The organism is Microbulbifer thermotolerans, from assembly GCF_001617625.1.
Classification (GTDB): Bacteria; Pseudomonadota; Gammaproteobacteria; order Pseudomonadales; family Cellvibrionaceae; genus Microbulbifer; species Microbulbifer thermotolerans.
In genome coordinates, this window is sequence record NZ_CP014864.1 from 3,078,694 (window position 1) to 3,095,333 (window position 16,640).

Here is a 16,640-nt window from a genome sequence, read left to right on the forward strand (position 1 = left end):
CTCAACGGTAGAAGTAAGCATTCAAGACAAACCCGCCCCCAAGCAGCAGCAGAAACAGCAGCGACGACAGCAGCAGCGGGCGCGCACCAGCGCTGCGGATACTGCGCCAGCGCGCTTTGACGCCCAGCGCCGCCATCCCCAGCGCCAGCAATCCCTGAGAGGCCAACTGCAAAACTGTCTGCAGCGCCTGGGGCAGCACCAGCACACTGTTGAGTCCCACCGCCAACGCGAAGCCGAACACAAACCCGGGCAGGGGCGCTGGCGCCCCGCGCCGTTCACCGCCCCGTGCGCGAAACAGTACACTGCCGAGAAACACCACTACCGGAGCCAGCAGCATCACCCGTACCAACTTCGCCACCAGGGCACTCTGCATGGCATCGGCGCCGATGGACTGGCCCGCGGCCACCGCCTGCGCCACCTCGTGCACCGTGCTGCCGATATAAATGCCGAAGACCGACTCCTCCCAGCCGCACAGCGAATAGATCAGCGGATAGCAAAAGGTTGCCAGCGTGCCGAACAACACCACGGTTGCCACCGCCACCGCCACGTCTTGCTCCCGTGCACGGGCCACCGGCTCGGCGGCGGCGATGGCCGCCGCGCCGCAGACCGCACTACCCACCGAAGTGAGCACCGCCAGCTCACGCGACAACCCCAGCAGGCGCATACCGACCCCAATGCCCACCGCGAGCACAACACAGATCACCAGTGTATCCACCAGCACTAACTGCCACCCCAGTGCCGCCACCTGCTGCAGACTCAGATTGAACCCGAAGAGCACAATGCCGAGGCGCAGGGCGCGCCGCTGGCACCAGTTCACCGCGCCTTCATCGTTGCCTTTTGTCGGGTAGAGATTGCCGTACAGCATCCCCAGCAGGATTGCCAGCGGCAATGCCGACAGACCGAGCCCGGCAATCTGCGGTACCTGAGCCAGCGCCACGGCACTCCCGGTGATCAGCAGTAAATGTATCCACATGACAGAAGCTCCCTCGTATTTCCGAGGTGACTTTATCCGCCACATACACTTAACTAAAATGGATATTATTAATGTAAAAATTAAGTACTACTTATGAATTTAAATCTGCGTCAGCTTCGCCTTCTGGAGGCCACCTGCCGTCTCGGGCGGCTCACCGAGGCGGCGGATGAACAGGCGATCAGCCAATCCGCCGCCAGCCAGGCAATCCGCGAACTCGAGCGCACACTGGGCTACTCACTGTTTCACCGGGTGGGCCGCAACCTGGAACCGAGCGACGCCACCCAGCGGATACTGCCGCGGGTACGGGAGATACTGTCTCTGGTAGATACGCTGGAAGACCCCTGCGGCGACCAGGTCCGCGGGGACTTTCACGTGGCCGCCAGCGTCACCATAGGCTGTTATCTTCTGCCACACCTGCTGGCCGCGTTCTGCCGACGCCACCCACAGGTAGAACCGCGGGTAACTATCGGCAACAGTGAGGCAGTCATCGAATTGCTGGAAAAGGGGCGCGCCCGCCTGGGGATTATCGAGGGGCCGGCAGGACACACGGCGCTGGAAGTGCACTCGTGGCGGAAGGACACGTTGAGTGTTTTCTGCGCCGCCGACCATCCACTGGCCGGCAGCGGCAGAATCGAGCGCAAAGATCTGGGACAACAGCGCTGGATAGTGCGCGAACCCGGCTCCGGAACCCGCTCGGTATTCGACGCCGCCATGCGCGCGGCCCGCATCACCCCCACCATCGCCTTTTCACTGCCGCGCCAGGAGGCGATCAAGCAGTCGGTGCTCGCGGGGCTGGGTGTGGGCTGCCTGTCCGCCCTCTCCATCGCCGATGAAGTGGCCGCCGGTCAATTTGTCGAACTGGCGACCCCCCTGCAACTGGAGCGCGAACTGTCCTGGCTGGTGCCGCCGGGCAGGCGCCGCGACACCACCCTGAATGCCTTTCTGTCACTGTTGGAATAGCGTCACTGCAGCGCCAGCGCGTCAGCGATTTCCGTCCAGGAAATCAACTTAAAATTCTGCGCCGCGCTGGGCAAGCGGTTGCGCCCGTCCTGTACCACCAGCACCCCCTGTGGATAATCCGCGCCCAGCGCGGCGCTGGTCACTTCCAGACCGTCGGTCTCGGAGACGCCGTCAATCCCCAGCTCCGGGTTGATATCAACACGGAAACGCCCGACGAACTCGCTGCCGTCGCGACTGAAAAGGGCATAGCTGTTGTTGCCCTGACTGGAGACCACCAAATAGCTGCTGTCGCCGTTGAGGTAAAGCGCCATACCTTCGATGTCATCCACCAGTTTGTCGCCGTCCACCCTCGCCACCAGTTGCGGCTGGCCTTCGCCGGCGACAAAGGCGTCGATATCCAGACGCCAGATTCCGCGATCTTCCTCGGCGTAAAACAACTGCCCGCGCTCATCGTCCGCCACACAGCCTTCCACCAGCCCCGCCAGGGGCTGCCTGGCGCGGGGGAGCAGCTGCCACTGCAGCGGATTTTCCCCCAGGCGAATTTCCGCCAGATGCAGATCGCCCTGCTTGTCGGACATCCAGACAAACAGGCCCCCGTCTTTGCGGGAGAGGCACAAGCCGTAGGGATCGGCGAGATCCATCTCCCGCAGTCCCAGGCTTTCCACCTCGCCATCCGCGGTAATACCGAACAGACTGACCCCCGGCGTGGTACGGTTGGAGGCAGCGGCCAGGGCGGCAAAACGGGCGTGATCCAGCGGGCGCAAATCCACATTGTTAACCCGCCCCACCGGCAGGGCTTGCAGCAGCTTCCCGTTTAAATCGTACACATTGAGGCCGCGCTTTTTATCGGTGCCGAGGATACGACTCTCTTCGGTGTTGCGCGGATTGACCCAGATGGCGGGATCGTCGGCGGCATCGCCACCGGAGGCGACCGGCGCTGTCTGCGCGCGGGCGGCCACGTGTGGCATCGAAACCGCGCCGCGGAACGCCTGGATTTCCGCCACCGGTTCCGGCAGCGGCACGGCAAAGCGCAACACCGCGTTGCTCTCCTCTTCCAGCGCCAGCAGTTTGCCGCCGGCCACCGCCACGGATACCGGCGCCACACCATCCAGGGACCGGGAAAAAAGCGGCTCGGAAAGAGGCCTTCTCAAATCGTATGCCCACACGCCGCTTTCCGCCGCCACCCACAGATGGCCGGCGGCAGCGTCGACCCACAGGCCGCCAAAGTCCGCGCCCTGCCGGTCGGGGGCGACGAAAACTTCCCGCGCCTCATCCCGCTCCGCGTCGGCATTCAGCCGCCAGATCCCCAGCGGCGGCTGCGCCACCAGCAGCTTCCCTCGAGCGTTATCCACCGCGCAGCTGCTGACCTGTTCGCCGAAATACAAAGGGCGCACTTCACTGAACCCCCAGGACGACGCCCGCGGAAGAAGCAAATACTCTCGGCCGAGGCCGCTTTCATCGATGGCAAACAGATGGATGCGATCCTTCTGGCGGGAAAAGCAGAGCGCGGCCTGGGGCGCGTCCACAGCCATATCCCCGAGAAACTGAAAACGGGGCCGGCCCTGGGCGTCGGGCTCCAGCCCGCGCAGCTGGATCTTGCCGCTGTCCTCGTCGTAGGCCGCCACCAACCAGTGGCCCCCGCCGCGCGCCTGCAACGCAAAGCGTTCCACACTACCGCCATCCAGCGCAGCGATCTCGCTGCCGTCTTCCCCAATCAGCACCAGTCCGCGGGTTTCGCTGGCCAGCAACAGATAATTTGCTTCCCCCAACGACAGCGGCGCCAGTTGGCTGGAGGCAACATCCTGCAGCGACAGTGTTTGCGGATCTTTCAATATTCCAACGTGCTTTGTTGTTACCTCTGTCGTTTTTCCGCACCCAATAAGAAAGTCCAAAAGAGCCGCGACAATACACAGTTTGAGAATTTTTTTTCGCGTCATTTTTTCCACTGCTTGTTAAATCCAACAGCATGGCCGGAGCAAATGCCAGGGGGCACATTTCCACCCAAATCCAGCAAAAGGGACTTTCAGCAATCAGAAGGTACTGTAGGTCAGTCCCAGCACATAAGTGGGGCCGTATTCTTCGTACTGGCCGTTGTAGCCGGCGTTGTGCACGAATAAAGGCTCGTCGGTCAGGTTTACGCCGCTGAAGGTGAGCTGCAGGCCGTTTTCGAACCGGTACTTGGCCGACAGGTCCACCTGCATATGGTCGTCCTCGTAGCGGTCGCCGCCCGCGTCTTCCATATTGACTTCCAACAGCCGCTCTCCCCGGAAAGTAGTGGACAGACGCAGGCTGAAAGCGTCGCGCTCGTAGCCGATGATGAAATTGCCCACTAAATCCGCCTGATTCGGCAGCGAGATATCGTCGCTGCGCTCCGCGTCCGGCCCCAGCCCCAGGCTGGCCTCGGAATCGGTAAAGGTGGCGTTGGCGCGCAGCAGCAGGCCATTGTCGAAGCCCTGGGTCCAGGCCAGTTCGGCACCGGTGAGGGTGGCGGTGTCGCCGTTGACCGGTTGCAGAATTTCCGCATCGTCCACCGGCAGGCTGCCCGCATAGTCGGCAACATCCACCACGCCCGCCACATCCGCGACCACGATAAAGTTGTCGATGCGCTTATGGAAAAAGCTCACCGAAAACATACCCAATCTGTCGGCGTAGTACTCGGCGGAAAAGTCCAGATTGCGCGCTTCGTAGGGGTCCAGCGCCGGGTTGCCCGCTTCGACCTCCAGCTCGCCCTCATCGTACTCAACCGCTGCCGGTGATGGGTTCAGATAACCGAAAGAAGGGCGGGAAAGTGACTCTGTGTAAGCCGCGCGCAGTACGATGTTGTCACTGAAATCGTACTTTAAATTGACGCTCGGGAAGAGATTGCTGTAATCGCGTTGATAGTGCACAGGACTGACGTAGACATCCTCGGCCACCTCTTCGGCACCGGGCACCGCCTCCTCTGACTCAATCACCCGGTAACCATCGGCGCTAAAATCCGTCGCTTCATAGCGCACACCGTAGACCAGCTGCGCCCGCTCCAGCTCGATGGTGTTCATCACGTAGACGGCGGAGATGTCTTCGCTCATCACATAGTCGCGGGCGGAACCGAGGGCGGTTTCGGCTTCGTCCACTTCGAAGCTGGACAGGTTGGCATCGATAAAACGGTTCAGCGCCCCCTTGTTGACACCGGGGCCGAAGGCGGCGAGATCATAGTCGACCTGTCCCATTGCAAAGTCGGCCAGTGTGTAATCGGCGCCGAAGCCGTCGTAGACGGTGGCGTTCAGGTCGCCGGATTTTTCACGGCGGCGCTCGTGCAGGCCGAACTTCAGTTCCGAAGGCTTACCCGCCAGCTGGATCTCACGGCTGAAATCGAGGCGGAAGCTGATTTCCTCATCTTCGGTAAAGTTGTCCTCGATCACCAATTCATCCAGCGCGTAATTGGCCGCGGTCAGAGCCGCTTCCAAGTCATCGGCGCCGACCGCCATTTGCGGCTTTTCGCCGGCACTGGTGTAACCGAGCAGTAGGCCTTCCTGAACGAAGTCCGTATCGCGCCGGTGCGGCTCGGCTTCCTCCGCCTGAGAGTAGCCCAAGGCATATTCGATGCCCCACTGGTCTAGCTGGTGCTCGCCGCCAAATACCACAGATAGAATTTCCTGCTCTTCGAGACGATCCTTCAGGGATTTTTCCAACGCGGCGTCTTCCCAGACCGCGCTGCTGGCACTGATGCTGGCGGGATCGTCATTTTCTTCATCCAGTTTCCAGGAGTTGCGCTGGCGCTCCTCTTCGTCGGAAAAATCGGAGTAGAGGGTGTGCAGGTATAACTGGCTGCTCTCGGACAGGCGCAAGTCGAAATTGGCGGCGAGCCCGGTGCGCTCGCGGGTAATGGTGTAATCCCGCTGTTCGATTTCCACCGCGCCGAAGGCTTCACTGCCATCCACCGCGGTGAGTTTTTCCCAGATGCCGTCGGTTTCAATATTTTCCGAGCCGAAATTGCGCGCCTGGTGACTGGCGACGATGGCGACGCCCAACTCGCGGCCGCCATCCAGCTCGAATCTATCGGTGAAGGTGCCCGCCAGCTTGGGGCTGTTTTCCTCCTGCAATTCGCTGTAGCTGTTTTCAACGCTCAGCTTGAAGTGGCGGCCATCGCGGTCGAGCGCGCTCAGGCTTTTGATTTCAATGGCACCGCCGATGGAGTCGGCGCTCATATCCGGCGTGAGCGTTTTAAACACTTCCAGGCTGGAAAGCAGGTCGGATGGAATCACGTCCATGGCCACCGCGCGGCTGTCGGTCTCCGGCGCCGGTAGGCTTACGCCGTTGATGGTGGATGCGTTCAGGTTGGGATCGATACCGCGCACACCGACAAATCGCCCCTCGCCCTGGTCGCGCACGATAAACACGCCCGGCATACGCTGGAGCGCCTCGGTGACATTGGCATCCGGCAACTCGCCGATCGCTTCCGAGGTCTGGACCGCCACCATCTTGTTCGAGTTGCGCTGGCGCTCAATATCGCTGCTGGCATTGGCGGCCTGGGCGGTTACCGTAACGGTTTCGAGCGCCTGGTTCTGCTCAGCAACGGCGTTAAAGGAAATGATCGCCGCGGCAATGGCCGCCAAAGGCACATTCATCAAACGCGCGTGAATTATTTTGCTATTCATGAGATACCCATTCCCCCATTGTTGGCGTTTGGGAACCCCTGGATTCATTCGCGCCTGAGCCTTACAAAAACCGCAGATTGATTCGCGCTCGAGGCTCCGAGCTACGCCGCTGCCCGACAAGGCTCTGAGGGAAATGAAGCTGAGATTCCTTTATTGGTGATTGCTGTGGAATGGGCGCAGACTAACGGCGCGGTGTGAAGCTTGCGTTACATAAATGTCACAACTTGCGTTTAGGGTATTTTTCTCTGATTACGGAGCCTCCGATGATTTCGCCTCCCTGCGGAAAAGGAACCCCGCGGCCAGATGTATACCTCCTTGCCTGAGCGCTCCGGTATCAACAGCGCGCCCATACGAATCCATCAGGGGCGCTGAAAATTTTTATTCAAGGACACAGCCCCGCGCTCCCGGAGTGACTCATGAGCAAGGAACCGAAAAATCCCACCCGCCGCGCCCTGTTCAAGGCACTGGGTGCCGCAACAGCTGTCGGCGCCACGGTCGGCCTGTTGCCGAGCTGCGGAAAAAAACGCGATAGCGGCGCCGCTAACCTGAGCTTTGCGGAAATCCCCCACGCCCTGGATGACCGGCATCATTTGCCCGTCGGCTACAACGCCGATCTGCTGCTGCGTTGGGGAGATCCGCTTGTCCCCGGCGCCACGCCCTTTGATCCCCGAGCCCTGACGCCGCGCGAACAAGAGCGGCGCTTCGGCTACAACAACGATTTCATCGCCTTTATGCCCCTGGACCCGGGGGCGGGTCCAGGCGAGGGGGAGCGCCACTGCAAGAGCCGCAACAGTACTCGCGGTCTGCTGTGCGTCAATCACGAGTACACCCAACCGCACCTGATGTTTTCCGGCTACAACGATGAACACAGCGCCACCCGCGGCGTCAGCGCGCAGCATGTGGCCGTGGAGCAGGCCGCCTGCGGTCACTCGGTGGTGGAAATCGCAAAAACAGACAATGGCTGGCGGCCGGTGTTGGACAGCCCCTACAACCGCCGCATCACCCTGAACACCGGTATGGAGATCGTCGGGCCGGCAGCTGGAGACCGCCGCCTGTGCACCGGGGCCGACAGCTCCGGCAAACGGGTGTTGGGCACGGTCGGCAACTGCGCCGGCGGCAAAACACCCTGGGGCACCGTGTTGATCGCCGAGGAAGGCTTCGGCGGCGCCTTCCAGGGGGACCCGGACGCTGTCGCCGACCCCGTGGAGGCGCGCAATCACCACGCCTTCGGCATATCACCGCACAACCGCAACTGGGGCGAGTACGACCGCCGTTTCGACATTTCTGTGGAGCCGAACGAGCCCAACCGCTTCGGCTGGATGGTGGAATACGACCCCTATGACCCCTCCTCCCGCCCGCGCAAGCTCACCGGTCTCGGCCGCTTCCAGCACGAGGGGTTTACCCTGGTGTGCAAACCGGGTGCGCCGGTTGTCGCCTATGGCGGCGACGACGACGAACACCAGTTTGTCTACCGCTTTGTCAGCAGCGGCATTTATCGGCCCGGTGACCACACCCAAAACCGCCAGCTCCTCACCGAAGGCACCCTCTACGCGGCCCGCTTCGACGCCGACGGCAGCGGCCGCTGGCTGCCGCTGCTATTTGGCCAGGGTCCGCTGACGCCGGAAAACGGCTTCCGCAACCAGGCAGATGTGCTGATAGATACGCGCCGCGCCGCCGCCCTGCTCGGGGCCACACCGATGGACCGCCCAGAAGATGTGGAAACCAATCCGGTCAACGACTGCACCTATGTGATGCTGACCAAAAACAAAAAACGCAAACACGGAGATATCGACGCCGCCAACCCGCGTCCGCGCAATGTTGCGGGCCACGTCCTGGAAATCGTACCGCCGGGCAAGAAAGGCCGGCGCGACCACAGCAGTAACCGCTTCAAATGGAACACCTTCCTGCTCGGCGGCAACCCCAATGCAGAAGATCCCAATGAGCGGGGCGCCTACGGCCAGCAATCACCCGGCGCCATTTCCACCCACGGCTGGTTCGCCAATCCCGACAACGTCGCCTTCGATCCCAAGGGCAATATGTGGATCGCCACCGACGGCTGCGAGCGATTTGGCTTCCACGACGGCCTTTGGGCCATGGCCACAGAAGGGGAAATGCGCGCGGCCCCAAAACACTTCTTCGGTTGCCCCCGCGGCGCCGAAGTGTGCGGGCCGGAATTCACGCCAGATGGCACCACCCTATTCGTCGCCGTGCAGCACCCGGCAGACGGTGGCTCTTCCACCTTCGACCATCCCATGCACCGCTGGCCGGACGGGGACCCGGCGCTGCCGCCGCGGCCGTCAGTGCTGGCCATCTACCGCAAGGACGGCAGGGTGATCGGAAGTTAAGGCGCTTCCGTTTCATTCACACGGGTGCTGCCGCTAACCCCGGTGCGCGCACAAGTGGTCGTTACTGCCATGGAGCGAATTCCGCCCCCAGGGGCAATTACTGCGGTCGTCTAGACTCAAAGGAACCGTTTCTGGGGAATCTCCATGAAGTTCCGGCGCACCACTACTATCTACGGCTGCCTCGCGGCAGTAGTCCTGATGCTTTTTCTGTTCTCCGCCCGTGCGGCCGAGGAACAACTTCAGCTCAAGGGCTCGGGCGCCAGTTTCCCCTACCCCATCTACACGAACTGGTTCAAGGATTTCTCGCGCAAACACGGGAACGTGAAAGTGCTATACCAGGACAAGGGCAGCGGCGGAGGCATTCAGGATTTTCTCCACGGTGCCGTAGACTTCGCCGCTTCCGGTACGCCGCTGACGGCGGAAGAAATCGCCGCAATCGAGCAGGGCGTGGTGCTGCTGCCCCTGGCCGCCGAACAGGTAGCGCTGACCTATAACCTGAAAGGCGTAGATGGGTTGCGATTGCCGCGGGATGTGTACCCGGCAATTTTTCTCGGCGAAATCACCAACTGGAATCACCCGAAAATCGCCGCAGCCAATCCCGGTATCGAGTTGCCGGACATGCCCATCACCGTCGTGACCCGATCGGACCCCTCCGGTACCACAGACATACTCACCAACCACCTGTGTGCGATCAGCGCGGCTTTCGAGAAGGGCATCGGCAGAAGCCGCCAACCCCGCTGGCCCGGTGCCGCCCGCTTCATCGCCACACCCGGCAACCAGGGCGTCGCCACACGAGTGAAACACACCCCCGGCGCCATCGGCTACGTGGAATACAGTTTCTCCAAACTGCTGGCTCTGCCGGTGGCGCGGCTGCAGAACAAGTCTGGCAGCTATGTTGCCCCCGGCCCACAAGCAAGTGCGGCGGCGCTATCAGAAGTAGAGTTTCCGCGGGACAGGCTGCCGGTCAGCGGTGCTCCCAACCTGGTAGCCGATATTCCCGATCCAGACGGAGAGTCGGCCTATCCCGTCATCGGCCTCAGCTGGCTGCTGCTCTACGCCCGGCAGGACAGCGCTAAAGCGGCGGCCCTGCGCAAACTAGTGATCTACATACTCAGCGATGAGGCACAGCAGCAAGCCAGAGAGCTGGGCTTTATCCCGCTGCCACAGGAACTCAGGCAGCAAGCGCGGGAAACTGTCGGCTTTATCCGCTGAATACTGCCTTCTCCCTCACGGGAAAGCCTCTGATTAATGCGCTTTCTTAACCTTCCCGCGCCGCTTCCCCAAAACTCTCCTTGACACACCGGCTCATGCCGAGAGCGAGCTCGCGCTCCCCCATCAGCACATTGCCGACCTGCTCTCTACGCAACAACATCGCATCCTCGTCGCTGTACGCGCGCACGGCAATCTCGATCGCCGGGTTCAGGATGCGGGCGGTCTCTATCATTTTTCGCACACGCACGGCATCGGGAGTGGTAATAACGAGTATCCGCGCCCGCGCCACATGGGCCTGGATCAGCACCTCCGGCTCCGCCGCATCCCCGGAAACCGCCGGGATACCGCGGCTGCGCAGACTCTCCACAATCTCCCGGTTCTGCTCGGCCACCACCAGCGAGATGCCGTTTTCGATCAAGTCGTCGCAAATTCTCTGGCCTATACGCCCGTACCCCACCAGCAGCGCGTGGCCGGTCACCGACTTCGAGCTCACCGTCGCCGGCAGTTCCGCCAGGGGGTCCGCCGATCTTTCCATCACCCGCGCCAAGCGGGAACGGGAGCGAATCCAGCGCTGCAATGGCTCCACCGCGTTAAACAGCAGCGGATTGAGGGCGATAGAAAGGAGCGCTCCGGCGAGAATGAGATTCTGGGCATCCGCCGTCAGCAGATTCAGGGACGCCCCCAAGCCGGCGAGAATAAATGAGAATTCGCCAATCTGGGCAAGGCTCGCGGACACCGTGAGCGCGGTATTGAGCGGGTAGCGGAACAGCAATACCAGGATAAAAGCGGCCAGGGTCTTGCCCAGCATAATAATCGCCAGCACAGCCAGAACCCGCAGCGGCTCTTCGAGCAACATCCCCGGATCGAACAGCATGCCCACCGACACAAAAAAGAGCACGGCAAAGGCATCGCGCAGGGGCAGTGACTCATCCGCGGCGCGGTGGCTGAGTGACGAACCGCGCAGAACACTGCCTGCAAAGAAGGCACCGAGGGCGAAGGAGACACCGAAAACCTCCGCTGCGCTGTAGGCTATCCCCATGGCGAATACGATCACGCAAAGAGTGAACAGCTCACGGGAGCCAGTGCGAGCAATTCGCCACAGAAACCAGGGGAAAAGCCTGCGCCCCACCACCAACATCAGCAGCACGAAGACGGTCACTTTCACCAGGGTCCAGAGCACCGTGGTCGACAGGTCGCCCTCGCCGACATCGGCACCGCCGCCACCCAGCCAGCCCGCCAGTGGCGGCAGCACCACCAGCACCAGCACCATCACCAGGTCCTCGACAACCAGCCAGCCTACGGCGATGCGGCCGTTGATGGAGTCGAGCAGGCCGCGGGCCTCCAGTGCGCGCAGCAAAACCACGGTACTGGCCACCGACAGTGACAGACCAAAAACCACGGCAGCACCCGGCGGCCAGCCCCAGTAACTGGCAACCGCGGCCCCCAGCGCGGTCGCCACCGCAATCTGCGCCAGTGCGCCGATAATGGCAATACGCCGCACCGACATCAGGTCCTCGATGGAAAAGTGCAGGCCGACACCGAACATGATCAATATCACTCCGATCTCCGCCAGCTGTTGCGAAAGCTCTATATCCGCGACAAATCCCGGTGTTGCCGGGCCAATCAAAATACCGGCGATCAGGTAGCCGACCAGCGCCGGCAGATGCAGGCGAACAGCGGCAAAACCGAGCAATAGTGCGAGTCCCAGGGCAGCGGAAAGCGTGGTGATCAAAGTGATATCGTGATGCAAAGTGCTCTCTTCCTTCAGGCAGCCAAAAAAACCATTTTACCTGTTTTACACAGCCGCAAAGGCGGCAAATCTGTCATGCACACAGGCTAATTTGATAAATGGCGGCGACACACCGGGTAGACCCTGCGAAAATGACAAAACATCTGATCCAATCGCCCAGGTGATACACCGGTGCGGCGTGCTACTATCGACAAATCCCGCAGCCGGAAGGGCCGCGTCCACGCACCAAGCACTGAATGCGACCGCAGGCTGTCCCTGAAGGAGCAATCCCACTTTCAGCCAAAAGTCTAGTGCATGACCAATCACTCACCGACAACGCGCCGCATCGCCAAGACTATCCTCAACGGCTTCGACGCCTACTTCGCCGATTTCCAGAACATCACTCTCGGCGCCAAGGCACGCTTTGAACGCGCCGCGTGGCACGAGGTACACCAAGCCAATCGCGAGCGCATAGATCTCTACAAAACCAAGGTCAACCAAGTGCTGAAGCTGGTTCACTCGGTCACCAGCAAAGACACCGGCCAACTGGATTTGTGGCGAGAGGCCCGCGCCGCCTACGCACAGCTGATCGCCAACCACAGCAACTACGAAATTGCCGAAACCTTTTTCAACTCAGTGTTTTGCAGCCAGTTTCAGCACGACAATATCCACGATAATTACATCTTCGTTAAACCCTCCCGCGCCCCAGACGACAAGCCACTGCGCGACTACAGCATCTACATCAGCTACAGCGGCCGCGACGGCCTGGAGTATATGATCGAAGATATTCTCAACGACTACGGCTTTTCAGTGCCCTGGGAAAACCAGCAGCGGGATATCAAAAATATCTGTGCCGCCCTGCGCAAGGCCCCCCTCTCGGGCCTGGAAAACGAAAAACAGCTGCGGGTGGATATGCTCGAGTCTGTCTTCTACCGCAACAAGGCAGCCTACCTGGTCGGCCGCATGATGTTCGGCGGCGAGGTAGTACCGCTGATTTTGCCCTGCCTGAACAACGGCCGCGGCGGTATTTTTGTAGACACAGTACTCTACAACCAAGATGCCGCCAGTATCGTGTTTAGCTTCACCCGTTCCTACTTTATGGTAGATGCGCCGATTCCGTCGCGTTTTGTACGTTTCCTATCCACGATCATGCCGCTCAAAGAGCGCTCGGAGCTGTACAACTCTATCGGCTTCCACAAACACGGCAAAACAGAGTTCTACCGCCACGTGCTGGCGCATATGAAAGTAAGCAACGACAAGTTTGTGATAGCCCCTGGTATCAAAGGGATGGTGATGAGCGTCTTCACCCTGCCCTCTTACCCTGTGGTGTTCAAGGTGATCAAGGACAAATTCGACCGTCCGAAAACCGTCACCGAAGAAATCGTGAAGGAAAAATACAAATTCGTATCCCGCTCCGACCGGGTGGGCCGCATGGCGGACACCCAGGAATACACCAATTTTATTTTCTATCGCAACCGCTTCAGCGATGAACTGCTGGAAGAACTAAAGCAGCTGGCCCCGTCTAAGCTGCATATCGACGACAAGTGGGTGATCATCAAGCACCTCTACGTCGAACGGCGCATGGAACCGCTCAACCTCTATTTACAGGGCGCCAGCGCAGAAGAGGTGCGCGAAGCCATGGAAGAATACGGCAACGCCATCAAACAATTGGCGGCCGCCAATATCTTCCCCGGTGATATGCTGCTGAAAAACTTCGGCGTCACCCGCCACGGCCGCGTGGTTTTCTACGACTACGACGAACTCTGCCCGCTGACCGAATGCAACTTCCGCAAGATTCCCGAGCCCCAGACCGCGGAGCAGGAGCTGTCTGACAAGCCCTGGTACACAGTGGATGAAATGGACGTCTTCCCGGAAGAGTTCCGCCTGTTCTTCTCAGGAAACCCGGAGGCACGCAAGGCGTTCGAGGAACAGCACAGCGACCTCTACGACTACCGCTATTGGCAGCGGCTGCAGGAGCGCATCCGCGCCGGCCACATCGAAAGCGCCTTCCCCTACCGGCGCAAATGGCGTTTTAAGCGCAGTGGCTCCGGCGCGCTCCAGAAGTGACCGCATCGAACAGATAATGGCAAGTTTTTGCCGCCGCCCGGGCTCTCGCCAAGGCGCTCCTGAACGCCGCGCCAATTGGGTCTATAGTGGAAGAGGTGGACAGGCGAGGGGCAAGTTGTGCGTTTTATTGACTTCGCGGCAGCTGCCGGCACTCTGATACTACTGGTGTCCAGCGGCTGCGGTTACCTCCCCAGCGAAATGGACAAGGAGAAAAAGGACAAGGACCGCGGACATGCGCGCGCGGTCACCAAACCCCATACCGTCAGCTGCAAAACCCCGGCGCGGGGCTTCCGCCAAGTGGCGTTTGACGACCTCTATGTCTTTACAGGCGACTCCGAGCAGCCGTTCCGCGAAGCGGAAAACACACCGGCGCAATATGACGTCAATGCCTATGTCTGGGGATTCGACAACTGTATGGAGGCCGGTCAATGCGAGGGCGGCGATCGCTACTGGTTGATCGGCCGCGGCCCCGGAAAGGCGTTCACCACCTGGGTGGTCACCCCCCAGTATCCCCGCATCACCATTCAATCCCCCTGCCGCAACCGCCTCAAGATTGGCAAACGCTACCGCTTCTCATTCAGTCGCGGCGAACTGGTTGGGTTCAGCCGCCGCTGAGCCGTGAGGCCTGACGCTTCAGATAGCGGTAAATGGCATCCTGAGAGCGGCAGCCCTTTTCCGTATTACTGGCGATGCGCGTGTTGCTCTGCAGCTTGTCCAATACCCGCGCTTTCTGATTGTCACTCCACTGCAGCTCCATGATTTTCTTCACCGTGCGCCGGTGTTGCTCATCGCGGACCGGAAAGGTCACCTCCACACGGTGATCCAGATTACGGGTCATCAGGTCCGCCGATGACATCCACACCTGCTCGTCACCGCCATTGTGAAAAATATAAACGCGGGCGTGTTCCAGATATTTATCCACCAGGCTGATCACCTGAATATTGTCCGACACCCCAGGGGTTTCGCACACCAGCGAACACATGCTGCGCACGATAATACGCACCCGCACTCCCGCCGCGCTGGCGCGGTACAGATGTTCTATCACCTCGCCGTCGACCAGGTTATTGCACTTGAAAAACAGCTCTGCCCGCTTACCGGCCTCAGCGGCAGCGATTTCTCTATCGATGGCACTCAACAACGCCGGGCGATTGGTGTAGGGAGAGACGGCGATGTGCCGATATTCGGGCCTCAGGTGGGGGAACTGGATAAATTCGAAGACATTGTAGACATCCCGCCCCAGGGCCTGATCGCTGGTCAGCAGACTGAAATCACAGTAGACGCGCGCCGTGCTCTCATTGAAATTTCCGGTGCCAAGATGGCTGTAAAACCGGTCCCCGCCGTCCTCCTTGCGCACAATGGAAATCAGCTTGCAATGCACCTTGAGGCCGGGAACACCGAAAATGACCTGTACCCCGGCCTCGCGCAACTCGTTGGACCAGTGAATATTGGCCAGCTCGTCGAAGCGCGCCTGCAGTTCCACTACCGCGATGACCTTTTTGTTGTTACGCGCCGCGTTGATCAACGCCCCAACCACGCGGGAATTTTTCGCCACCCGGTAGAGGTTGATACGGATTTCCTTCACCTGTGGATCGATGGCCGCGGAGACCAGAAAATTCGTGATGGCCCGGAAGTCGTGGTAGGGATAGTAGTAGAGCTGGTCGTGTCCCCGTAACAAATTGAACACGCTCTCTTTTTCCGGCAGCGTGGCCAGTGGATTGAGCGCCTTGTAGCTGTGGCGCGCCGAATCGGCCGGAAAGCCCATAAAGTCTTTGGAATTGTGGTAGCGCCCGCCCGGAGTAAAGCTGTCATAGCGCCCCATTTTCAGTTTTTTCTTCACCAGGTTCAGCAACACTTCCGGCATCTTCGCGTCATAGGCGAGGCGCACCGGCTCCGCCTGCTTGCGTTTTTTAAGGGACTTTGCCACCCGATCGAGAATATTTTGTGTGACGTGCTCCCCTAGCTCCAACTCCGCATCGCGGCTGATTTTAAACATATAGGCCTCGGCCCGCCGGATCGGCAACACATAGCGGAATACCTCCAGCAAACAGGCGCGGATAATATTATCGAGCACGATATAAACTTTTTCTTTCCTGCCCTTGCGCGGTGGAATCACCACGAAACGCGGCAGCGTATCCGTGGGAATTTCAAGCGCCGCGAAACGCTCAGAGCCGTCTTCCAGCAACAAATAAATCGCGAAGTAAATGCTGGTCTCGTTGAGCAGCGGCATGGTGTTCCGGTCGTCGATAAAAAACGGTTCCAGTTCCGGCAACACCTCGCGGTGAAAGTAAGCCTCCACGAAGGCGCGCTGTTTTTCACACAATTGGTTCTCATTGACCAAATGAATATTGTGCTTATCGAGATCCGACAGCACGTTCAAGTAGGCAGTGTGATAACGGCGCTGCAGGCGCAATACCTTTTCATTAATATCCGCCAATAGCTCTGCAAACCGCTCTTTATTTTCCCCTTTGGTAAAAGCGGCCAGGCGGCGCACATCCGCCACCCGCACGCGGTAGAATTCGTCCAAATTATTGGAAAAGATGCCCAGGAAACGCACCCGCTCGATAATGGGGACACTTTTATCCTCCACTTCCTGGAGCACTCTCTCATTGAAGGAAAGCCAACTTAGCTCTTTCGGGTACAGAGGCGTATCATTGAACATGCGTGCTTCTTAATCTACACAAGGAATAGCGGTGATGGGACTGCGACTCCGAACCGGG

Annotated in this window: 10 protein-coding genes; 5 read left to right on the forward strand and 5 right to left on the reverse strand. The window is 60.0% G+C overall.

Going from position 1 to position 16,640, the window contains the following annotated elements:
- Position 1: 1 nt before the first annotated feature.
- Positions 2 to 973, reverse strand: coding sequence for a YeiH family protein (locus A3224_RS12820; RefSeq protein WP_067155350.1), 972 nt, complete (start codon positions 971 to 973; stop codon positions 2 to 4).
- Positions 974 to 1,066: 93 nt separating this feature from the next.
- On the opposite strand from A3224_RS12820, the gene A3224_RS12825 reads away from it, so the two are divergent.
- Entirely contained in the window at positions 1,067 to 1,933 is an 867-nt protein-coding gene (locus A3224_RS12825; RefSeq protein WP_067155353.1) for a LysR family transcriptional regulator, read from the forward strand.
- Between the two features lie 2 nt (positions 1,934 to 1,935).
- Here the strand turns inward: A3224_RS12825 and A3224_RS12830 are convergent, their stop codons facing one another.
- Together A3224_RS12830 and A3224_RS12835 are read right to left on the reverse strand one after the other, a co-directional pair.
- Positions 1,936 to 3,765 carry a phytase gene (locus A3224_RS12830; protein WP_156481482.1) on the reverse strand — a complete coding sequence of 610 codons (1,830 nt, stop codon included), beginning with the start codon at positions 3,763 to 3,765 and terminating at the stop codon, positions 1,936 to 1,938.
- A gap of 198 nt (positions 3,766 to 3,963) precedes the next feature.
- Positions 3,964 to 6,570, reverse strand: a complete 2,607-nt coding sequence (locus A3224_RS12835; protein WP_067155359.1) for a TonB-dependent receptor — start codon at positions 6,568 to 6,570, stop codon at positions 3,964 to 3,966.
- Positions 6,571 to 6,986: 416 nt separating this feature from the next.
- Between A3224_RS12835 and A3224_RS12840 the strand changes: the two genes are divergently transcribed.
- Together A3224_RS12840 and pstS are read left to right on the forward strand one after the other, a co-directional pair.
- Positions 6,987 to 8,915 carry a PhoX family protein gene (locus A3224_RS12840; RefSeq protein ID WP_067155362.1) on the forward strand — a complete coding sequence of 643 codons (1,929 nt, stop codon included), beginning with the start codon at positions 6,987 to 6,989 and terminating at the stop codon, positions 8,913 to 8,915.
- Between the two features lie 144 nt (positions 8,916 to 9,059).
- A complete protein-coding gene (pstS, locus tag A3224_RS12845; protein ID WP_067155365.1) occupies positions 9,060 to 10,127 on the forward strand; it encodes a phosphate ABC transporter substrate-binding protein PstS in 1,068 nt (355 codons plus the stop codon).
- A 46-nt stretch (positions 10,128 to 10,173) separates the two neighbouring features.
- Here the strand turns inward: pstS and ybaL are convergent, their stop codons facing one another.
- Positions 10,174 to 11,877, reverse strand: a complete 1,704-nt coding sequence (gene ybaL, locus A3224_RS12850) for a YbaL family putative K(+) efflux transporter (protein WP_067155368.1) — start codon at positions 11,875 to 11,877, stop codon at positions 10,174 to 10,176.
- A 294-nt stretch (positions 11,878 to 12,171) separates the two neighbouring features.
- Here ybaL and aceK point away from each other — a divergent pair, with 294 nt between their 5' ends.
- A complete protein-coding gene (aceK, locus tag A3224_RS12855; protein ID WP_067155371.1) occupies positions 12,172 to 13,923 on the forward strand; it encodes a bifunctional isocitrate dehydrogenase kinase/phosphatase in 1,752 nt (583 codons plus the stop codon).
- A 117-nt stretch (positions 13,924 to 14,040) separates the two neighbouring features.
- The gene (locus A3224_RS12860; protein ID WP_067155374.1) at positions 14,041 to 14,538 is read left to right on the forward strand and encodes a hypothetical protein; all 498 of its coding nucleotides are present in this window, start codon (positions 14,041 to 14,043) and stop codon (positions 14,536 to 14,538) included.
- Here A3224_RS12860 and ppk1 read toward each other — a convergent pair.
- Positions 14,525 to 16,582 carry a polyphosphate kinase 1 gene (gene ppk1, locus A3224_RS12865; RefSeq protein WP_067155378.1) on the reverse strand — a complete coding sequence of 686 codons (2,058 nt, stop codon included), beginning with the start codon at positions 16,580 to 16,582 and terminating at the stop codon, positions 14,525 to 14,527. The two genes, A3224_RS12860 and ppk1, sit on opposite strands and share 14 nt — an antisense overlap.
- Positions 16,583 to 16,640: the final 58 nt, after the last annotated feature.